Annotated in this window: 19 protein-coding genes; 12 read left to right on the forward strand and 7 right to left on the reverse strand. The window is 65.4% G+C overall.

The genetic code is table 11. The features are described from left to right. The first annotated feature begins 150 nt into the window (after positions 1–150). From ACVIHF_RS07125 to ACVIHF_RS07170, 10 genes are all read left to right on the forward strand, one after another. Positions 151–1,398: an amino acid ABC transporter substrate-binding protein gene (locus tag ACVIHF_RS07125; RefSeq protein ID WP_225163931.1), complete on the forward strand. Its 1,248-nt coding sequence runs from the start codon at positions 151–153 to the stop codon at positions 1,396–1,398. A 45-nt stretch (positions 1,399–1,443) separates the two neighbouring features. Further along, the gene (locus ACVIHF_RS07130) at positions 1,444–2,367 is read left to right on the forward strand and encodes a branched-chain amino acid ABC transporter permease (protein WP_050386056.1); all 924 of its coding nucleotides are present in this window, start codon (positions 1,444–1,446) and stop codon (positions 2,365–2,367) included. Continuing rightward, positions 2,360–3,280, forward strand: a complete 921-nt coding sequence (locus ACVIHF_RS07135) for a branched-chain amino acid ABC transporter permease (RefSeq protein ID WP_253609610.1) — start codon at positions 2,360–2,362, stop codon at positions 3,278–3,280. Before ACVIHF_RS07130 ends, ACVIHF_RS07135 begins: the two co-directional genes overlap by 8 nt. After that, the gene (locus ACVIHF_RS07140) at positions 3,270–3,998 is read left to right on the forward strand and encodes an ABC transporter ATP-binding protein (RefSeq protein WP_092083309.1); all 729 of its coding nucleotides are present in this window, start codon (positions 3,270–3,272) and stop codon (positions 3,996–3,998) included. The genes ACVIHF_RS07135 and ACVIHF_RS07140 overlap by 11 nt, the downstream gene beginning before the upstream one ends. Further along, the gene (locus ACVIHF_RS07145; RefSeq protein ID WP_057015727.1) at positions 3,988–4,707 is read left to right on the forward strand and encodes an ABC transporter ATP-binding protein; all 720 of its coding nucleotides are present in this window, start codon (positions 3,988–3,990) and stop codon (positions 4,705–4,707) included. Before ACVIHF_RS07140 ends, ACVIHF_RS07145 begins: the two co-directional genes overlap by 11 nt. Positions 4,708–4,799: 92 nt before the next feature. After that, complete coding sequence (locus ACVIHF_RS07150) at positions 4,800–6,149, forward strand: amidase (RefSeq protein ID WP_253609609.1); 1,350 nt, start codon at positions 4,800–4,802, stop codon at positions 6,147–6,149. After that, the gene (locus tag ACVIHF_RS07155; protein WP_028331749.1) at positions 6,142–6,828 is read left to right on the forward strand and encodes a DUF2848 domain-containing protein; all 687 of its coding nucleotides are present in this window, start codon (positions 6,142–6,144) and stop codon (positions 6,826–6,828) included. Before ACVIHF_RS07150 ends, ACVIHF_RS07155 begins: the two co-directional genes overlap by 8 nt. Before the next feature lie 163 nt (positions 6,829–6,991). Then, positions 6,992–7,735 (forward strand): 2OG-Fe(II) oxygenase, encoded by a 744-nt coding sequence (locus tag ACVIHF_RS07160; protein WP_253609608.1) that lies wholly within the window; start codon positions 6,992–6,994, stop codon positions 7,733–7,735. A gap of 13 nt (positions 7,736–7,748) precedes the next feature. Beyond that, complete coding sequence (gene alkB, locus ACVIHF_RS07165; RefSeq protein WP_456791875.1) at positions 7,749–8,402, forward strand: DNA oxidative demethylase AlkB; 654 nt, start codon at positions 7,749–7,751, stop codon at positions 8,400–8,402. A gap of 26 nt (positions 8,403–8,428) precedes the next feature. Further along, complete coding sequence (locus ACVIHF_RS07170; RefSeq protein WP_253609607.1) at positions 8,429–9,643, forward strand: MFS transporter; 1,215 nt, start codon at positions 8,429–8,431, stop codon at positions 9,641–9,643. A gap of 88 nt (positions 9,644–9,731) precedes the next feature. Here the strand turns inward: ACVIHF_RS07170 and ACVIHF_RS07175 are convergent, their stop codons facing one another. From ACVIHF_RS07175 to hpaH, 6 genes are all read right to left on the reverse strand, one after another. After that, entirely contained in the window at positions 9,732–11,360 is a 1,629-nt protein-coding gene (locus ACVIHF_RS07175; RefSeq protein WP_253609606.1) for a thiamine pyrophosphate-dependent enzyme, read from the reverse strand. A 24-nt stretch (positions 11,361–11,384) separates the two neighbouring features. Next, on the reverse strand, positions 11,385–12,257 hold the full coding sequence (locus tag ACVIHF_RS07180; RefSeq protein ID WP_253609605.1) for a fumarylacetoacetate hydrolase family protein: 873 nt from the start codon (positions 12,255–12,257) through the stop codon (positions 11,385–11,387). Between the two features lie 64 nt (positions 12,258–12,321). Then, positions 12,322–13,305 (reverse strand): 3,4-dihydroxyphenylacetate 2,3-dioxygenase, encoded by a 984-nt coding sequence (gene hpaD / locus ACVIHF_RS07185; RefSeq protein ID WP_456791876.1) that lies wholly within the window; start codon positions 13,303–13,305, stop codon positions 12,322–12,324. Positions 13,306–13,412: 107 nt separating this feature from the next. Then, a complete protein-coding gene (gene hpaE, locus ACVIHF_RS07190; RefSeq protein ID WP_253609603.1) occupies positions 13,413–14,957 on the reverse strand; it encodes a 5-carboxymethyl-2-hydroxymuconate semialdehyde dehydrogenase in 1,545 nt (514 codons plus the stop codon). Then, entirely contained in the window at positions 14,950–15,348 is a 399-nt protein-coding gene (locus tag ACVIHF_RS07195) for a 5-carboxymethyl-2-hydroxymuconate Delta-isomerase (RefSeq protein WP_253609602.1), read from the reverse strand. The genes hpaE and ACVIHF_RS07195 overlap by 8 nt, the downstream gene beginning before the upstream one ends. Before the next feature lie 21 nt (positions 15,349–15,369). Continuing rightward, positions 15,370–16,176 (reverse strand): 2-oxo-hept-4-ene-1,7-dioate hydratase, encoded by an 807-nt coding sequence (hpaH, locus tag ACVIHF_RS07200; protein ID WP_141339477.1) that lies wholly within the window; start codon positions 16,174–16,176, stop codon positions 15,370–15,372. A gap of 110 nt (positions 16,177–16,286) precedes the next feature. On the opposite strand from hpaH, the gene hpaR reads away from it, so the two are divergent. Further along, a complete protein-coding gene (hpaR, locus tag ACVIHF_RS07205) occupies positions 16,287–16,820 on the forward strand; it encodes a homoprotocatechuate degradation operon regulator HpaR (protein ID WP_057015717.1) in 534 nt (177 codons plus the stop codon). 25 nt (positions 16,821–16,845) lie between these two features. Here hpaR and ACVIHF_RS07210 read toward each other — a convergent pair whose 3' ends face one another. Next, complete coding sequence (locus tag ACVIHF_RS07210) at positions 16,846–17,841, reverse strand: GntR family transcriptional regulator (RefSeq protein WP_092083321.1); 996 nt, start codon at positions 17,839–17,841, stop codon at positions 16,846–16,848. 289 nt (positions 17,842–18,130) lie between these two features. On the opposite strand from ACVIHF_RS07210, the gene ACVIHF_RS07215 reads away from it, so the two are divergent. After that, positions 18,131–19,276: an ABC transporter substrate-binding protein gene (locus ACVIHF_RS07215; protein ID WP_092083322.1), complete on the forward strand. Its 1,146-nt coding sequence runs from the start codon at positions 18,131–18,133 to the stop codon at positions 19,274–19,276. Positions 19,277–19,284 lie beyond the last annotated feature (8 nt).

The following is a 19,284-nucleotide window of genomic DNA, read 5'->3' on the forward strand; positions in this document are numbered from 1 at the left end:
ATGCTCCGCGCAGCGGCCTGTGTCCCGCGCATGCCGCATATTCCGCCCCTCGCACAATTGCTAAGGCCGCGATGCTTGTGTCGCTCCGATCCGGCGCGTAGAAGGGCCGCGGTTCAAGACACGTCCAAGATAGCCGGGAGGAACAATATCATGCTGAGGATCATCGGCGCGGCACTCGCTGCCAGCCTCGCATTCGCCACGCAGGCGATGGCCGCCGACGCACCGTCGGAGATCAAGATCGGCACGCTCTACGCATCCTCGGGGCGCTACGCCTCGATCTCGATGCCGGTCTACAGCTCGCTGAAATTGTGGGTCGAACAGAAGAACGCCGAGGGCGGCGTGTTCGTGAAGGCGTTCGACAAGAAGATCCCGATCAAGCTCGTCTCCTATGACGACCAGAGCAACACCGCGACCGCCTCGACGCTTTATAATCAGCTCGTCACCCAGGATAAGGTCGATCTCCTGGTCGCCGATTCCGGATCGGTGCTGACGGCGCCCGCGGTTGCGATCGCGCGCGATCACAAGATGTTCCTGTTCGACCAGACCGGCACCGGCGCGAGCTTCTTCTCCAAGGACAATCCCTACATCGCGCTGATGGCCGATCCGGTGTCGACGGTGTGGCCGAAGCCGGTCGCCGACTTCATCAGCCATGACGGCCCTGGCCTCGGCATCAAGAAGGTCGCGATCCTCTATTCGACCAACGAGTTCACCGGCACCCAGGCCAACGCGTTCCGCAAGTTCGTCAAGGAGTCCGGCGCGCCGATCGAGATCGTCTATGACCAGGGCGTTCCGACCGAGACCACCAACTACAACGTCATCATCAACAACATCAGCAACGCCAATCCGGACGCGGTGATCCATTTCGGCTATGCGCCGAACGACATCGCCTTCCTGCGCAACGTCCAGGACGTCGGCACCAAGTTCAAGATGCTGTTCGCGATCTATGCCGGTCTCGAGACCGAGTTGCTCGAGAAGAATGTCGGCGCCAAGGGCCTCGAGCACATCTGGACCTACGTGCCGCCGTCCGAATTGGACTATCCCGTCAATTTCGGGATGAACATGAAGGATTTCCGCGCCGCCTGGACCAAGAAGTACAACGACGGCAAGATGGAGTTCGGCTTCAACGCGGTGGCCGGCTACACCACGGCGCTGGTGATCGAGAAGACACTGTCGGTTGCGACCAGCCTCGACCAGATGGAGCTGCGCCGCGCGGTGTTCTCGCTCAGCGGCCAGCTCAAGACGCTGGACGGCACCTTCGCGCTGGATGAGACCGGCGGCCAGATCGGCGAACTGACGCCGCTCGGCCAGCTCACGGTCGACGAGCACGATCACATCAAGTTCGTCTCGATCTATCCGCACGACACCGCCAACGGCAAGCCGATCTATCCGGCGCCGTGATGCAGGTGAGTGCGGCAGGCGTAACCTTCGGCGGCGAGCGGTAGCATGACCTATGCGCTGGTTGCCGGCGTGCTGTTCGGGCTGTATTTCAGCCTGGTCGGCATCGGTCTCAATCTCGTGTTCGGCGTCATGCGCATCGTCAACCTTGCGCATGGCGACATCCTGATGCTCGGCGCCTTCATCGCGCTCGGCGTGGTCGGCCTCGCCGGCATCGACCCGCTGTTCGCGGTGCCGCTGGCCTTCGTGGTCTTCGTGCTGGTGGGCGTGCTGCTGTACTGGGTGCTGGTGCCGCGGCTGCAGGGCTCGGCCAATCCGGAAATGCTGTCGATCATCCTGTTCTTCGGCCTGTCGCAGGTGATCGAGGCCGTCACCACGATCTTCGCCGGCACCAGCGAGCGCTCGATCCAGAGCCGGCTGCTCGGCACCGTGTTCACGACCATCAAGGTGAAGTGGTTCGGCGGCAAGGCGGGCGGCGCAGGGCCGATCCAGATCTTCGGCCAGGGTTTTCCCGCGCCTTGGGTGATCGCGGCCATCACCAGCCTGATCGCGATCGCGCTGGTCTACCTCTATCTCTACCACACAAGGCTCGGCACCCTGACCCGCGCCGTGATGTCACGGCGCGACGAGGCGTTGGCGACCGGCATCGATGTCGATCGCGTCTCGGCGGCGGCGTTCGGTATCGGCCTCGGCATCGCGGCGGTCGCCGGCGTGTTCGCGCCTTTCATGTTCGGCTCGGTGACGCCGGCGTTCGGCGCCGACGCGACGGTGACGTCGTTTGCGATCGTCGTGCTGGGTTCGCTGGGCAATCCGCTCGGTACCGCGCTCGGCGGTGTCGTCTACGGTCTGTGCTACATGCTGGTGCAGACCTATCTCAGTTCCTGGGCCGACTTGCTGCCCTATGTGTTGTTGATCGTGATCCTGTTGTTGCGCCCGAGCGGTCTGCTCGGAAGGCGGGTGCGCGTTGCATAACGCCTCGAAGCACCTGCTGTTCATCCTGGCGCCGTTGGTGGTGGTGTTCGCACTGCTGCCCGGCGTCTATCAAAACCATCTGCTGCTGTTCAACTTCGTGATCTTCCTGATCCTCGCGCAAGGCGTGAACATCATCTATGGCTTCACCGGCTATCTGCCGTTCGGGTATGTCGGCTTCTTCGGCGCCGGCGCCTATGGCTTCGCCATCGTGGTGATGCATCTGCATACACCGGCGCCGCTCGCCGTGCTGGTCGGCGGCGTCGTGGCGGTTGCGCTCGGCCTGTTGCTGACGCCGCTGCTGCGGCTGTCGGGCGCGTATTTCGCGATCGCCAACCTCGCGGCCTCGCTCGCGGTGCTGCATTTCGTCGCCAACCCCGCGCTGGAGGGGATCACCAAGGGCCCCTACGGCGTGTCGCTCACCGGCACCTTCAACCCGACCCACGCCTACTATGCCGCGGTCGTCGTGATGGCGCTGACGGTCGGCGCCGTGGTCTATCTGAAGAACTCGCCGTTCGGGCTGGCGCTGCAGGCCGTGCGCGAGGATGCGGTGTCGGCCTCGATGGCCGGCGTCAATATCGTGAAGATGCGGGTGATTGCCTGGCTCGCCTCGGCGCTGGTCGCTGGCCTCGCCGGCGGCATCTACGCCTGGTACGTCTCGGTGTTCTATCCGGACAACGTGTTCTCCGGCGAGTTCTCGATCTTCGCGATCGTGTTCGCGCTGTTCGGCGGCGTTGCCACCATCACCGGCCCGATCGTCGGTGTGCTGATCCTTTACGGCATCTACAATCTGATCGGCTTCACCACGCCGCAATATTTCCAGCTGATCTATGGTCTTTTGATCATGGGCCTGGTGCTGTTCCTGCCCGCAGGACTGGTGTCGCTGGCAACCCGCAGGGGGTGGCATGTCCCCTGAGAAAAACCCGATCCTCAAGGTCTCGAAGCTGGTCAAGCGCTTCGGCGGTTTCCACGCTCTCGACGGCCTCAGCTTTCACGTCGTGCCGGGCGAGATCCTCGGTTTGGTCGGCCCGAACGGCTCCGGCAAGACCACGGCGATCAATGTGATCTCCGGTCTCTATGCGCCAGACGGCGGCGAGGTCGTGTTCGACGGCGCGTCCGCCGGCGGCGTCGCCTCGCACAAGCTCGTTCACCGCGGCATCAACCGCACCTTCCAGGTGCCGAAGCCGTTCCTGTCGCTCACGGTACGCGAGAACATCCAGGTGGCGCTGGCCTATGGCGGCGCGACCGGTGCGCCGTCGATTGCCGAACTGCTTGAGGATTTCAGGCTGAAGGAGGTCGCCGACCGTCCGGCCGCCGATCTCAACAGCGCGCAGCAGAAGATGCTCGATCTGACCCGTGCGCTCGCCACGCGGCCGCGGCTGCTGCTGCTCGACGAACTCGCGGCCGGCCTCAACCCGGCGGAGCTCGACTGGATCGCCGGCCGCATCAAGGCCTTGGCCGCGACCGGCATGGCGATCATCGTGGTCGAGCATCTGATGGGCTTCATCGAACAGATCACCGACCGCGTCATCGTGCTCAATGCGGGCAAGGAGATCTTCGAGGGCACGCTGGCGACCGCGGTACGCGAGCCGCAGGTGATCGAGGTATTTTTGGGAGGCGAGCATGCCCACTGATGCGGTGTCGCTTCTGGACACGAGGGGCGTCGATGCCGGCTACGGCACCATGCAGGTGCTGTGGGGCGTCGATCTCGACGTCCGCCCCGGCGAGACCGTGCTGCTGCTCGGCGCCAACGGCGCGGGCAAGACCACGTTCCTGAAGTCGCTGGTCGGCCTGATCGAGGCCCGCAGCGGCCACATCAAGCTCGGCGGTGAGGACATCACCAGGATGCGCTCGTCGGACCGCATGAAGCGCGGCATGACCTACATGTCGGAGCTTGCGGTGTTTCCCGACCTGTCGATCGAGGAAAATATCCGCGTCGGCGCGCAGGCGCTGGGCCATGCCAATCCGGGGGCGCGGGTCGACGAACTGTACGGCCTGTTCCCGGTGCTGCGCGACAAGCGCCGCGATCCCGCGTCCAGCCTGTCCGGCGGTCAGCGAAAGATGCTCGGCATCGCCAAGGCTCTGTCGGCCGAGCCGAAGCTGCTGGTGATGGACGAGCCCTCGGCCGGGCTGTCGCCGCTGTTCGTCAAGGAGGTGCTGCGCGCCTTGTCGAGCCTGCAGGGCCGCGGACTGGCACTCTTGATCGCGGAGCAAAATATCGGTTTTCTCGAGATTGCCACCCGCGTATTCGTGCTGGAAGGCGGGCGGATCCGCTTCTCCGGCACGGTTGCCGAGATGAGCGGCAATGAAGAGCTGCACCGCGCCTATTTCGGGCTGAAGTGATGCGAGGTGAGGCGCCGGCGGGCTGGAAATCGGCCTCGGTTCGCGCGACAATCAACTGCAAGCCATGAAGTGCAAGCCGTGAAGTGAAAGCCATGCCCAAGAATCCGACACTCGCCTCCCTGGCCGCCGATCTCGCCGGCGGCGCGACCTCTGCCCGCAAGCTCGTCGAGCAGTGCATCGCCAAAATCGCTGATCCCTCAGGCGAGGGCCAACGCACCTTCATCCATGTCGACCGCGACGCCGCGCTCGAGGCCGCCGACGCCATGGACCGGCTGCGCAAGGCCAATGCCGCGCCGTCGCCATTTGCCGGCATTCCGGTTTCGATCAAGGACCTGTTCGACATCAAGGGGCAGGTGACGCGGGCGGGCTCGCGCGCGCTGGAGGATTCCGCGCCGGCGGATGCCGATGCACCTGTCGTGGCGCGGCTCAAGCGCGCCGGCTTCATCGTGATCGGCCGCACCAACATGACCGAGTTCGCCTATTCCGGCATCGGCATCAATCCGCATTACGGCACGCCGAAGAGCGCCTGGAACCGGAGCGCCGGCCACGTGCCGGGCGGCTCGTCCTCGGGGGCGGCGGTCTCGATCGCGGACGGCATGGCGTTCGGCGCGCTCGGTACCGATACCGGCGGCTCCTGCCGGATTCCCGCCGCCTTCAACGGCATCGTCGGCTACAAGCCGACGCAACGCCGGATTCCGCTCGATGGCGGCGTGCCGCTGTCGTTCACGCTCGACAGCTACGGCCCGCTGGCCAATTCGGTGGCCTGCTGCGCCGCGCTCGACGCGGTGCTGGCGGATCAGCCGGTGACGCCGGTCTCGCCGCGCCCGGTGAAAGGCATGCGGCTCGCGGTGCCGACCACGGTCGCTCTCGACGACCTCGACGAGGCCGTCGCGAAAACCTTCGAGCGCGCGCTCGCGGCGTTGTCGCGCGCAGGCGCCTTGATCGAGCGGATCGAGGTGCCCGAATTGCTCGATGTCGGCGTCATGAACGCCAAGGGCGGCTTTGCCGCCGCCGAAAGCTATGCCTGGCATCGCTTCCTGCTGGCCAGCAAGGGCGACATCTACGATCCGCGCGTCGCCGTGCGTATCCAGCGCGGCGAGGGCTTTCCGGCCGCCGACTATATCGATCTGCTCAACGCACGCCGCTCCTTCATCGCCCGTACCGAGAAGCGGATCGCGCCCTATGATGCGATGGTGCTGCCGACCACGGCGAACCTGCCGCCTACGATCGCCAGCCTCGCCGACGACAAGGCGTTCGCCACCGAGAATTTGCGCGCGCTGCGCAATTGCACGCTGATCAATGTGCTCGACGGCTGCGCGATCTCGCTGCCCGCGCATCACGAGGGCGAGGCGCCGGTCGGCCTGATGCTCGCCGCCGCGGGCGGTTCGGATCGGCGCATTTTCGAGCTCGCTGCCGGAATGGAGACCGTGATCCGTGTTTGATCTCACCTTCAATGTCGACGACAAAGGCGTCGCCACTCCGCTCACACTGGAAATCAGGCAGGCCGTGATCGCCGGCTGGACCGGCCGCGATCCGGTGGCGCGCGACAAGCACATCGCCGAGCTCGAGGCGCTCGGCATCGCGCGGCCCGCGACCACGCCGATCTACTACCGCTGCTCGGCGCGCCGGCTCACCTTCGCCGATGCCATCGAAGTCTGCGGCGAGGACTCGAGCGGCGAGGTCGAGTTCGTGCTGATCGGCTGGCAGGGCCGCATCTTCGTCGGCTGCGGCTCCGACCACACCGACCGCAAGGTCGAGAGCTACAGCGTCACGGTGTCGAAGCAGATGTGCGACAAGCCGATGGCATCGGAGCTGTGGGAACTCGAGGACGTGATCGGCCACTGGGACCAGCTGGTGCTGCGTTCCTGGGCCGTGATCGGCGGCCAGCGCGTGCTCTACCAGGAAGGCACGCTCGATCACATGCTGCCGGTGAAGGACCTGATCGCGCGCGGCTTCGACCAGGGTGCGCTGCCCGACGGCTGCGCCATGTTCGGCGGCACCTTCGCGGCCAAGGGCGGCATCCGCCCGGCCAGCCGGTTCGAGTTCGAGCTGGAGGATCCGGTGCTGAAGCGGAAGATCAGCCACGGCTACGACGTGGTGACGCTGCCGGTGAGGGGCTGATTGCTCGCCGCGTTGTTGTTGTGAGGGAGATGACCGACGCTTTCTCCACGTGCGTCGTCCCGGCGCAAGCCAGGACGACACCGTAATTGTGGTGACGTTCTCTGCATCTTTTCGATCGGAAATCGGGTGGCGCTGGCCGCAATCAGGGGCCAGATTCCGTCCCATGACAGCAACAGCCAAAACCATTACCCGCCCATCCACCGGCATCCCGGCCCGCGTCGACGGGCTCGACTGGGACCAGATCAAGACCGACCTCGACGATCAGGGATGCGCCGTCCTCAACGGCCTGCTGACGCCTGAGGAATGCGATGCCATCGCCGCGCTGTATCCCGACGACAGCCAGTTCCGTAGTCGGATCGTGATGGGCCGTCACGGCTTCGGTCGCGGCGAGTACAAATACTTCTCCTATCCGCTGCCGGACCTGATCGCGGAGCTGCGGCCCGCGCTCTATGCGCGGCTGACCGCGACAGCCAATCGCTGGAACGAGACGATGGGGATCGAGATCAGCTACCCGCCGTCGCATGCGGCGTTCCTGAAGCGCTGCCATGACGCCGGACAGACGCGACCGACGCCGCTGCTGCTGCAATATGGCGAGGGCGACTACAACTGCCTGCATCAGGATCTCTATGGCGAGCATGTGTTCCCGATCCAGGTCGCGATCCTGCTGTCGCAGCCCGGGCGCGATTTTACGGGTGGCGAATTCGTGCTGACCGAGCAGCGGCCGCGGATGCAGTCGCGGCCCGAGGTGGTGCCGCTCACCAAGGGCGATGCGGTGGCCTTTGCCGTGCATCATCGACCGGTGCAGGGGACGCGCGGACCGTATCGTGTCAATCTGCGCCACGGCGTCAGCAGGATTCGCTCCGGCCATCGCCACACCGTTGGTGTGATCTTCCACGACGCGAAGTGAGTGCGAGAGAGGCGTGGCCACCGATCTGTTCGAGACCATTGGCGATGCCCGGCCATCGCGCGAGACGATCGCGGATGGCGCGGTGCTGTTGCGCGGCTTTGTCCGGCCGTTCGAGGCCGAGCTGATCCCGGCCTTGCGTGCCATCGTCAAGCAGGCGCCGTTCCGGCATCTGATCACGCCGGGCGGCCACCGCATGTCGGTCGCGATGACCAATTGCGGCAGCGTCGGCTGGGTCTCCGATCCCAGCGGCTATCGCTATGATCCGATCGATCCCGTCTCGGGACAACCCTGGCCTGAAATGCCGGAGGTGTTGCGCAGGCTCGCCGTCGACGCCGCTGATGAAGCCGGCTTCAACGGCTTCGCGCCTGAGGCCTGCCTGATCAATCGCTACGTCCCCGGCGCAAAACTGTCGCTGCATCAGGACAAGGACGAGCTCGACTACCGCGCACCGATCGTGTCGATCTCGCTCGGGCTGCCGGCGATCTTCCTGTTCGGCGGCCTGCAGCGCAGCGACACGCCGCGCCGCTATCGACTCGAACATGGCGACGTTGCGGTGTGGGGCGGCTCGTCACGGCTATTTTATCACGGCGTGGCACCGCTCGCAGATGGCGAGCACAGCGTGCTCGGCCGCCAGCGCATCAATTTGACCTTCCGCAAGGTGCGCTGAACCGCCGGGTGGTCTAGACTTGGCGGATGACCACCAAGGCCGACCGCGCCGTCAACCGTACCGGCGTCTATCTCGCCGTGCTGCAGCTCGTCTTCACGCTGGGCTGGACCACTTATCTGATCTATCTGCCGAAGCTGTGCGCCGATGTCGGCATCGCGCCGTCGACCGTGATCCTGATCCTGATGATGGATCAAGGCATCTTCACCGTCACCGACACGGCGATGGGCATGGCCGCCGACAGGATCTCGAGCCTGGTCGGCCGCCTTGGCTTGTTTGTCGGTATCCTTGCCGCGATCTCCTGCGCCGCCTTCGTCGCATTGCCTTACGTCGCCGGCACCGGGCCGGGCGCGAGGGTCTGGCTGATCGTGCTGATCGTGATCTGGGCCGTGACGTCGTCGGCCTTGCGGGCGCCGCCGCTGACGCTGCTCGGCAAGTATCGCGCGCAACCCTCGGTGCCGTTCCTCGCGGCGCTGGCGATGCTGGGTTATGGCATCGCGGGCGCGGTCTCGCCCTATCTTGGCGTCGTGCTGCGCAACCAGGATGCACGGCTGCCGTTCGTGCTGTCAGGCGCGGTGCTGCTGCTGACCGCGCTCGCCTTCTCAGGCGTCGAGCGCCGCATCGCGGCAGAGGCGCAGCCGGCGCGGCTGGCGCCCCCGGCGAAGCGGCTCGGGGCGGTGCCGATGTTCCTGATCGGATCGATGGTGCTGCTGTCGCTCGGCTACCAGCTGCACTTCAACATCAACAGCGCGCCGTTCTATTTGCGCTTTGCCAAGGCGGACGAGCTGCAATGGCTGATGCCGGTATTCTGGATCGGCTTCAACATCGCGATGTTTCCGGCAAGCATCGTCGTCAAGCATCGCGGCGGCCTGATCGTGATGGGCGCGGCGGGACTGCTCGGTGCCTTTGCGATCATCGCCGCCGAGATCGCCGGCAGTCTCAACGTCCTGATCGTGGCGCAATTCATGGCGGGGGCCGCTTGGGGCTGCATGCTGATGAGCGCGGTGTCCGCGGCGCTCGCGATCGGGGAGACCGGCGCGGAAGGCAAGGTCACCGGCCTCGTGTTCTCGGCGCTGGCGCTTGCGACCTTTGCGCGGATGGCGGCCGTCGCGGGTGGCCTGCAGAAGATGCCGGACTATGCGCCGCTGGTGCATTGGGCGCCGGTCGCCTGCTGGTCGGTCGCCGGCGCCGGCCTGCTCGTGATCGCCGCGTCACGGGTGCAACGCGGGGTGAAAAGCGCTTAGCGTTGTCATTCCGGGGGCGAAACGAACCCGGAATCTCGAGATTCCGGGTTCGATGCTGCGCATCGCCCCGGAATGACGAGCGTTTGGCTTAGTTATTCCGCGCCGGATGGATGAACGCCCAGGGCGAGACTTCCGAATCCGTCGGCACTTCCACCGAGATCACGTAAGGCCCGCCGTCGGCCAGCGCCTTCTCCAGCACGGGGCGGAAGTGATCCGGCGAGGTGACCCGCGCGGCGCCGACACCGAAGGATTCTGCAAGCTTCACGAAATCCGGATTCACCAGGTCGGAGGCGACGACGCGGCCGTCGAAGCGCTCGCGCTGGTCGCGGCGGACATTGCCATAGGCGTTGTTGTTGAACACCAGCGTCACCACGGCGATCTTGAACTGCACGGCGGTGGCAAGCTCCTGCACGCCGAACATGAAGCCGCCGTCGCCGGTGATCGCGACCACCGGCTTGTCCGGATTGGCGACCTTGGCGCCAAGCGCGGTCGGGAAACCCGAGCCGAGCGTGCCCTGATAGCCCGAGGTGACGAAGGTCCGCGGCTCGTAGATCGGAAAGCCGTACCAGGAGGCGAAACCGACCTGCGACAGCTCGTCGGTGACGATGGCGCTCGCCGGCAGCACCTCGCGCAGGATCTTCAGATAGGCCATCTGCGGCTGGATGCGCTGGATCTCCTGCTCGGTCGCGGCCGTCGCCTCGCGGATCGCGGCGCGGCGGCCGGAGGTCCTGCGGTAGCCCACCTTGCGCACAGCGGCGGCGAGATCGGCGGTGCCGGCCTTGGCGTCCGCGATCACGCCGGCATCGGCCGGCCAGCGCCGCAGCTCGACCGGATCGATGTCGATGCGCACGCATTTCAGTCCGGCGGGCTGGTAGGGCCAGCGCGACATCGTCGGCAGCTCGAGGCGCGTGCCGATGCCGATCATCAGGTCGGTCTTCGGCCAGAGCTTGTAGGCCGAAGCCATGGTGAGCCCGAGTTCATGCGCGTTGGAGACGATGCCGCGGCCGCTGCGGAATGCGACGACCGGTGCGTCGATCATCTCGGCCAATTCGAGGATTTCCTCGCGCGCCTCGATGGCGCCGCTGCCGACGAAGATCATCGGCGCCTTGCTGCCGGCGATCAGGTCGGCGGCCGCCTTGATGCGGTCCGCATCGGGCTGCGGCGCCGGCAACGGATCGAACGGCTTGACGGGCGCGACCTGGGTGCGCTGGGTGAACACGTCCCACGGCATCTCCAGCGAGGCCGGGCCACGCCGGCCCGACAGCATCTCCTGGAACGCGCGCGACACCAGCGCGGGCGCGTTGTCGGGGTATTCGATCCGGTCGGCCCATTTCACGAAGGTGTGCAGCGTCGCCAGCTGGTCCGGCATCTCGTGCAGATGGCCGCGGCCCTTGCCGAGGAACTGCGTCGGCACCTGGCCGGTCAGGCACAGCACCGGCTCGTTGCAGCCGAATGCGGTGAGCAGCGCCGCCGAGGCGTTGAGCACGCCGGGGCCGGGCACCACGCTGAACACGCCGGGCTTGCCGCTGGAGCGCGCATAGCCGAACGCCATGTAGCCGCAGGCCTGTTCATGCCGGGCGCCAATCACCTTGAGCTGGGCCTGGTGGAAGGCATCGAACAGGCCATAAATCTGCGCGCCGGGCAGGCCGAACACGGTGTCGACGCCGTGGGCGACGAGGCCGTTGACGATCGCTTCGCCGCCGGATGTTGAGGTCATGGCACTGTCCACTTGCTGGTGAGGTTAGTTGGCTTCGTCGACGACGCTGTTGCGCAGGACGCCGACGCCTTCGGCCTCGACCTCGACGACATCGCCGGGCTTCAGATAGCGCGGCGGATCGAACCGCGCACCTGCACCGGTCGGGGTGCCCGTGACGATGATGTCGCCGGGAACCAGCGTCGTGAAGGTCGAGATGTAGTTGATGAGGTAGCGGAAGCCGAAGATCAAGCGCGAGGTGCGGTCGTCCTGGCGGGTCTCGCCGTTTACCCGCGTGGTCAGGCGGATATCGGCGATCTGCTCTTCACCGGTGTAGGGCACGATCCACGGGCCGAGGCTGCCGGTGGAATCGAAGTTCTTGCCCTGGGTGACGTTGAACTTGGCGTGCCGCACCCAGTCGCGGATGGTGCCTTCGTTGCAGAGCGTGATCGCGGCGATGTGATCGAGCGCGGCGCTCTCCGCAATGTGCCGGCCGGCCTTGCCGATCACCAGCACCAGCTCGCCCTCATAGTCGAGCTGCGGCGAGATGCGCGGCCGCACCACCGGCGTGTTGTGGCCGACGAAGGAACGCGGCACCCGCAGGAACATGCTCGGGTATTTCGGCGCGTCCGAGCCGTCCTTGTATTCGGCATTGCGGTCCGGGTAGTTGACGCCGATGCAGATGATCTTTTCCGGCGCCGGGATCGGCGGTTGCCACGCGACTGCGTCGAGCGCATGGTCGGGCGCGCGCCTGGCGGCATCCTCCACGAGCCTGCTCAGCGCGCCGGCGGCGATCGCCTCGCGCAGCGTCGGATAGTCCTTGGCGAAGCGCGACGAGAGGTCGACGATGCCGGTGTCGGTGACGACGCCATAGCTGGTGGCGCCGTTGAAGGAATAGGTGGCGAGGCGAGGAGAGGGCATTAGTAGTCCCATAATTGGTGTCGTCCCTGCGAAAGCAGGGACGACGTGAGGAGGAAGGCGCGCACTAGTCCGCGACCAGCACGTCGGCGACGAAGCGCGGCTCGCGCACCGCCTGGCCGGCGAAGGTCGAGCCTTCCTCGAACCAGGAGCGCGGCGCCGGCGCGCCCCACAGCGTCTGGCGGCGCGGATCGCGCAGCGACCAGCGCAGCGGCTCATGGTCGTGATCGCCGGTGAAGTAATCGCTGGTGTAGAGCTCGATGCGGTGACCATCGGGATCGCGGATGTACAGGAAGAAGGCGTTGGAGATGCCGTGCCGGCCAGGGCCGCGCTCGATGTTCTTGAGGTAGCCGGAGGAGGCCATCACGTCGCAGAGATGCACGATGTTCATCGCGGTCGGTACCCAATAGGCGATGTGGTGCAGGCGGGGGCCACGGCCGTTGGTGATGGCGAAGTCGTGGACGTTGCCCTTGCGGTGCATCCAGGCGGCTGCGACGCGGCCGTTGTCGCCGTCCTCCTCGGCATATTCGGTGAGGCGGAAGCCGAGCCGGGCGTAGAAATCGACTGTGTCCTGCACCTCGGCGGCGAACACGTTGAAATGGTCGAGCCGCTGCGGATGGCAGCCCTTGTAGAGATCGTAGCGGCGCAGCAGGTGCGGGCGCTTCTCCATCGTGGCGTAGAGCTCGATCTGGAAGCCGAACGGATCGGTGAATTGCAGCGTGCGGCCCTGGAACGGCTGGTCGACGAAAGCGTAGGCGATGCCGTTCTCGGAGAAGAAGGCGGCCGCCTTGTCGAGGTCGCCGTCATTGCCGACCTTGAAGCCAAGCCGGTTGCAGGCCGCCTTCGGCGCCTTGCGCAGCACCACCGAGTGATGCTGGTGCTCCTCGCTGGCGCGCAGATACACCGACTTGTCGTCGCGGTTCTCGATGTGGAGGCCGACCGTCTTCTCGTAGAAGGCGGCGCTCTTGTCGAGATCCGTGACGTCGAGCACGGCATGGCTGCAGCGGATGATGTTGAACGGCGGATCGAAAACGTGTGTCGGAACGGGCATCGGTGTTTCCCCTCAATTTTATTGTCATTCCGGGGCTCGCGAAGCGAGAACCCGGAATCTCGAGGTTCCGGGTTCGATGCTGCGCATCGCCCCGGAACGACGGCTGGCTAAATTCCCAGTTTCTGAATCTTGTGCGTCCCGCGGGCGAGCGAGACGTGCTTGGTTTCCATGTAGAAGTCGAACGAGTAGTCGCCGCCGTCGCGGCCGATGCCTGACGACTTCATGCCGCCGAACGGGGTCGGCAGATGGCGGACGTTCTCCGAATTGAGCCAGATCATGCCGGCTTCCAGCGCATCCGCCACGCGCAGCGCGCGGCCCATGTCTCCGGTCCAGACATAGCCGGTCAGGCCGTACTGCACGCCGTTGGCGATCTCGATCGCCTCTCGCTCGTCCTTGAACGGGATCACGGTCAGGAACGGGCCGAACACCTCCTCCTGCGCGACCCGCATCTTGGCGTTCGCGCCGGTTACCAGCGTCGGCTGCACATAGTGGCCGCCGCCGGGACCGTCATGCGGCTTGCCGCCGACCGCGATCGTGGCGCCGTCGTTCTTGGCGACGTCGAAATAGCTGCACACCTTGGCGAGATGCCGCTCATGGATCAGCGGCCCGATCTCGGTGGCGGGATCGAGGGGGTGGCCAACCTTGAGCGCCTTTACGCGTTGGGTCAGCTTCTCGATGAACTTGCCGGCGACGCTCTCCTGAACCAGCAGCCGGCTCGACGACGTGCAGCGCTCGCCATTGAGCGAGTAGATCATGAACACGACGGCGTCGAGCGCGCGGTCGAGATCGGCATCATCGAATACGATCACCGGGTTCTTGCCGCCGAGCTCGAAATGCACCCGCTTCAAGGTCGGCGCGCCCTGCGCCATGATCGCTGAGCCCGTCGCGCTCTCGCCGACGAAGCCGATCGCCTTGATGGCGAGGTGCTCGGTCAGCGCCTTGCCGGCCTCTTCGCCGAAACCATGCACGGTGTTGAGCACGCCGTCGGGGATGCCGGCCTGTTTTGCGAGTTTGACCAGCAGATCGGCGGTGACGGGCGACCATTCCGCCGGCTTGTGCACCACGGTGCAGCCGGCCGCGAGCGCCGGCGCGATCTTCCAGGTCGAGAGCATGAACGGCGTATTCCACGGCGTGATCACGCCGACCGGGCCGATCGGCACGCGGGTCGAGATGTTCCAGTGCTCGTCCGAAGGCGTGTTGAGACCGTCGCGGGCCTCGCCGCATTTGTCGGCGAAGAAGCGGAAATTCTCCGCGGCGCGGATCGCGGCCTTGGCCATGAAGCGGTGCGCCTGGCCGGTGTCGATGCATTCGAGCACGGCGATGTCGTCGGCGCGCGCCTCGATCGCATCGGCGACGCGATGCAGCAGCTTGCGGCGCTGCGCCGCCGGCATGTCGCGCCAGGCCTTGAAGGCCTTGGACGCCGCGGTTGCGGCACGGTCGATATCCTCGGCATGGCCGCGTGCGACCGTCGCCAGCACCGTGCCGTCAATCGGCGATCTCGTCTCGAAGGTCTGGCCGGAGGCCGCCGGCACGATCTTGCCGTCGATCACATGGCCGATGCCTTCGGCTTTCAAGCTTGCAAGCAGCGGGCCGGCGCGATCGCGGTTGGCCTGGAACACGTCGGCTGGCGATTTCGCTGTCGCTTTATCCATTGACCGTCTCCACCTTCAGTGCGTCGTGGATGTTGTTGCGTTTCCAGCTAGTTTCCTTGTCGTTGATCTGCATGTCGAACGACAACGCGAATTTGCTGTTGGCGAAGACCGGATCGAGATGAGCCGATAGCGCCTTGAAGATGTACTCGCCGGCCTTCTTGCGGGTGGCGAGATCGCGGCCTTCGCCGAGCCGCAGCACCATGTCGAGGAAACCGTAATTCTTGCGGCCGTCGGCGATCGCATAGTGCTCGCATCTGACGGCGCGGACGCGGATGCCGCCGAGCGGGAAGATGCCAGTCTCGACCGCGGCCTTGCGGACCAGTTCGACCGTCGCGCTCATGTCGACGAGATCGTCGAGATTGGCGGAGTATTCAAGCGTGAAATGCGGCATGCAGCGCTCCTGCTGAAGGCGTCAGGCGAAGTAGCAGCTTACGGAACCGTACGGTCCGTAGTCGGCCTGGATGGTGTCGCCCTTGCGGGTCTCGATCGGACGGATGAAGGAGCCCGCCAGCACGACCTGGCCGGCTTCCAACGCCAGCCCGTTCGGCGCGATCTTGTTGGCGAGCCACGCCACCGCGGTCGCCGGATGATTCAACACGCCGGCGGCCAGACCGGTTTCCTCGAGCTGGCCATTTCGGAAGCACAGCGCGCCGATCCAGCGCAGGTCGGCGTCCAGCGGGCGGATCGGCCGGCCGCCGAGCACGATGCCGGCATTGGCGGCGTTGTCGGCGATGGTGTCGAAGATCTTGCGGGTCGCCTTGGTCTCGGGATCGACGCGCTCGACCCTGGTATCCAGGATCTCCAGCGCCGGTACCACGAAATCGGTCGCGTTCAGCACATCGAACAGTGTGCAGTTCGGCCCGGTCAGGCGATGCTTCATCACGAAGGCAAGCTCGGCCTCGACGCGGGTGGCGATGAAGCGGTCGGTCGGGACCAGGCCGCCATCGGCGAAGAACATGTCGTCGAGCAGGATTCCGGAATCGGGCTCGTCGATATTGAGCGCGCTCTGCATCGCCTTCGAGGTCAGGCCGATCTTGTGGCCCTTGACGACGCGGCCCTGCGCCACCTTCATCTCGACCCAGGCCTTCTGAATCGCGTAGGCGTCTTCGAGGGTGATGCGGGGGTATTCCAGCGAGAGCTGGCGGATTTGCTTGCGGGTCTTTTCCGCGCCGTCGAGCCGTTCGGCGGCAGCGCGGATATCGTCCTTGGAGAGGGCCATGCGTGCTACACAAAAGTGGATGTCGGGAGATGATTAACATGTTAAGTGAATTCCCGCAAACTGAATCAAGGCATGTTGCAACGCAAAATTTCGTTGCGCAGGATTAGGTAATGGCGCGCAAAAATTCGAACGACATTCGGCCGGGGCAGGGCGAGGACGTGGCGGCGCGACGGACCCCGATGCGCGAGTTCTCGCGCTCGCTGCCGATGTCGCTGCTTCGCGCCCGCGAGGCGGTGATGCGGCAATTCCGTCCGTCGCTGCGCAATCACGGGCTGACCGAGCAGCAATGGCGGATCCTGCGCGCGCTCACCGCGGTCGACGAGATCGAGGTCACCGAACTCGCCCGCATGGCGTTTCTGCTCGGCCCGAGCCTGTCGCGAATCCTTCGCGATCTCGAGGGCCGCGCGTTGATCGAGCGCAAGGCAGCGGAGAACGACGCGCGGCGCGCGGTGGTTTCGATCTCCGCCAAGGGGTTGAAGCTGATCGAGGCGGTGGCGCCGACGTCGGAGACGATCTATGCCGAGATCACCCGGCGCTTCGGGGCGCGCAAGCTTGCCGAATTGCAGGAGATGCTGGGCGCGCTCGAAGCGAGCCTGGCCGGAATGGGCTCGTCCGATGACGCCGAGGTCGAGGCTGACGAGTAGCTTCGATCATGCGCGGCATTCGCGCTCAGGCCATGTAGGGCACGCGCGAAATCACGTTGATGGCGCGGAATTCGGCAATCCAGCCCGCGACCTTCGAGTGGGACCATTCGATATGGCGGCGCAAGATGGCTGCCGCCGCGTCGCCGTCACGCGTGCGCAAGGCCTCGATGATCACCAGATGCTCGTCCATGAAGGAATCGATCTGCGGCGCGGTCAGGGCGACCTGAATGTGCTTGCCGATCACGAAAGCGCAGTGGGTGCGCTTGAGGGCTTCGATCATCTCGCGATTGGCGCCGTAACCCAGGCAGCGGATATGGAGGTCGCCTTCGATCTCATCGAGTTCGCCGACGCCGACGCGGTCGCGGTGCTGGATCCCCTCGCGCAGCCGCTCCGCCATGCGGTCGAGCAGGGCGGCAGGAATTGTCGCCGTCGCGGATTTGAGGAGCAGCGGCTCGAGCGTTGCGCGCACCTCGAAGATGTCGCGGAGGCGGTCCTCGTCCAACGGCACCACGTACCAGTGCGCCTTGGCGCCCTTCTCGAGGATGCCGATCGCCTGCGCGCGCAGCAGCAGGTTGCGCGCCACCGTGCGCCCCACCCGGAAATGCCGCGCCAATGCGAGCTCGCTGACGCGGAAGCGTCCGAACAGCGACCGGTAAATGATCTCACGTTCGAGCTTGTAGTAGAGCGTATCCCAGGCGTCGCTGCGCACGGCATCGACGGGGCCGTCGGTCAGCCCGAACATTTCCGGTGTGATCGGGACGCGCCGAGGGTCGACCTTGCGCTTGCCGGCGATGACGCCGCGACCGTCGAACCGCCGCACCAGGCCGATATGCTCGAGCTGTTCGAAAGCCTGCCGCACCGGAGAGCGGCTGGAGCCGAACAAGGTCGCGATCGCCGATTCGGAAAGAACCGTGCCAGGTGGCACGTCACCAGCGCGGATGTGCTTTGCCAATGCGCTCTTGATCAGCGCGTAGGCCGGCTGTTTTCGTCTGGTTTGCGATTTCGCTCGTGGAATCGACATGGAATGGCTGCCCGCTGGCCACACTATCACGTGATCGCGTCATGGTCGCTCGTAGCAGGCATTTACGCACCTCTTCCAGCGAACTTTTGACTATTGCGTGCAATGTGCAATCATGTTTAGCTGGGTCAAACGCCAGATTGATGGTCGCCGTTGCACGGCTTGCGCGCTGCAGCGGTGCTCACGTTTGCTCGTCGCGCCGTTTGATGGCTGCGGACGGGCCAACAGATCGACGCGTCAGCTCGTCTCAACGCAGCCGACAGCAAGTTCGGCGCATCACAGGGAGGATGGAATGAAACTGACGAGACGTGAGTTTTCCGCCAGCTTGGCGGCAGGTCTCGCTGCACCCGCGCTGATGCGCAGCGCTTGGGCGCAGGGTGCGACGATCAAGATCGGCATGTGCGTGCCGGTGACCGGACCCGCGGCGGAGCAGGGGCTGTGGGCCCAGAACGGCGCCAAGCTGGCGCTGGCCGCGGTCAACAAGGCCGGCGGCGTGCTCGGCAAGCAGGTCGAACTCGTCATCGAGGACGATCAGACCACCAATCCGGGCATCGTGCTGGCATTCTCCAAGCTCGCCGCGCAATCCGACATCGTCGCCTTCCTCGGCTCGATCCGCTCGACCCAGGTGCAGGCGATGGCGCCCGACGTGATCAAGGTCGGCAAGCCGGTGATGATCGGCGGCACCAATCCCGACCTCACCCATTCCGGCAATCCCTGGCTGTTCCGCTTCCGTCCGAACGACAATTATTCCGGCCGCGTGATCGCCGACTTCGGCGTCAATACGCTCGGAAAGAAGAAATGGGCGATCGTGCATTCGACCGACGCCTTCGGCACGGCGGGCGGCAAGGCGCTCTCGGAAGCGCTGACCAAGCTCGGCGCGCCGCCGGTGCTCGACCAGGGCTATGCCAATCAGAGTCAGGACTTCACCCCGGTCGTACTGGCCGTGAAGCAGTCCGGCGCTGACGTGCTCGGCACCTACTTCACCTTCGAGAACGATCTCGGCATCTTTGCCCGGCAGCTGCGCCAGCTCGGCGTCAACATTCCCTGGGTCGGCTCGCCCTCGGTGGTGGCGGTCTCCTCGACCAAGCTCGCCGGCCCCGCGCTGTTCAACACCTACGGCGTCGCCGACTTCGCCGAGGATTCAAGCGATGCGGCGAAGGCGTTCGGCAAGGCCTATCGCGATGCCTACAAGACCGCGCCCGACAACCAGAGCGCTTGGCCCTACGATGCGATCACCATCCTGTCGGCGGCAATCAACAAGGCCGGCTCGACCGATCCGAACAAGATCCGCGACGCCATCCTCGCGACGCAGAAGTTCGCCGGCGCCGAGGGCGAGTACAATTTCGACAAGAACGGCGACGGTCTGCACGGCTACAATGTCGTGAAGAACGACAAGGGCAAGATCGTCTACGACAAGCATATCGACTTCAACGATTGATAGCGGTT

The sequence above is a fragment of the Bradyrhizobium sp. USDA 4506 genome (genome assembly GCF_054058795.1).

What these genes read in the sequence shown, in the direction of transcription:
- ACVIHF_RS07125 (WP_225163931.1), top strand. Translation starts at nt 151, where the DNA reads ATGCTGAGGATCATCGGCGCGGCACTCGCTGCCAGCCTCGCATTCGCC.
- ACVIHF_RS07130 (WP_050386056.1), top strand. Translation starts at nt 1,444, where the DNA reads ATGACCTATGCGCTGGTTGCCGGCGTGCTGTTCGGGCTGTATTTCAGC.
- ACVIHF_RS07140 (WP_092083309.1), top strand. Translation starts at nt 3,270, where the DNA reads ATGTCCCCTGAGAAAAACCCGATCCTCAAGGTCTCGAAGCTGGTCAAG.
- ACVIHF_RS07145 (WP_057015727.1), top strand. Translation starts at nt 3,988, where the DNA reads ATGCCCACTGATGCGGTGTCGCTTCTGGACACGAGGGGCGTCGATGCC.
- ACVIHF_RS07150 (WP_253609609.1), top strand. Translation starts at nt 4,800, where the DNA reads ATGCCCAAGAATCCGACACTCGCCTCCCTGGCCGCCGATCTCGCCGGC.
- ACVIHF_RS07160 (WP_253609608.1), top strand. Translation starts at nt 6,992, where the DNA reads ATGACAGCAACAGCCAAAACCATTACCCGCCCATCCACCGGCATCCCG.
- ACVIHF_RS07170 (WP_253609607.1), top strand. Translation starts at nt 8,429, where the DNA reads ATGACCACCAAGGCCGACCGCGCCGTCAACCGTACCGGCGTCTATCTC.
- ACVIHF_RS07175 (WP_253609606.1), bottom strand. Translation starts at nt 11,360, where the DNA reads ATGACCTCAACATCCGGCGGCGAAGCGATCGTCAACGGCCTCGTCGCC.
- ACVIHF_RS07180 (WP_253609605.1), bottom strand. Translation starts at nt 12,257, where the DNA reads ATGCCCTCTCCTCGCCTCGCCACCTATTCCTTCAACGGCGCCACCAGC.
- hpaD (WP_456791876.1), bottom strand. Translation starts at nt 13,305, where the DNA reads ATGCCCGTTCCGACACACGTTTTCGATCCGCCGTTCAACATCATCCGC.
- hpaE (WP_253609603.1), bottom strand. Translation starts at nt 14,957, where the DNA reads ATGGATAAAGCGACAGCGAAATCGCCAGCCGACGTGTTCCAGGCCAAC.
- ACVIHF_RS07195 (WP_253609602.1), bottom strand. Translation starts at nt 15,348, where the DNA reads ATGCCGCATTTCACGCTTGAATACTCCGCCAATCTCGACGATCTCGTC.
- hpaH (WP_141339477.1), bottom strand. Translation starts at nt 16,176, where the DNA reads ATGGCCCTCTCCAAGGACGATATCCGCGCTGCCGCCGAACGGCTCGAC.
- hpaR (WP_057015717.1), top strand. Translation starts at nt 16,287, where the DNA reads ATGGCGCGCAAAAATTCGAACGACATTCGGCCGGGGCAGGGCGAGGAC.
- ACVIHF_RS07210 (WP_092083321.1), bottom strand. Translation starts at nt 17,841, where the DNA reads ATGTCGATTCCACGAGCGAAATCGCAAACCAGACGAAAACAGCCGGCC.
- ACVIHF_RS07215 (WP_092083322.1), top strand. Translation starts at nt 18,131, where the DNA reads ATGAAACTGACGAGACGTGAGTTTTCCGCCAGCTTGGCGGCAGGTCTC.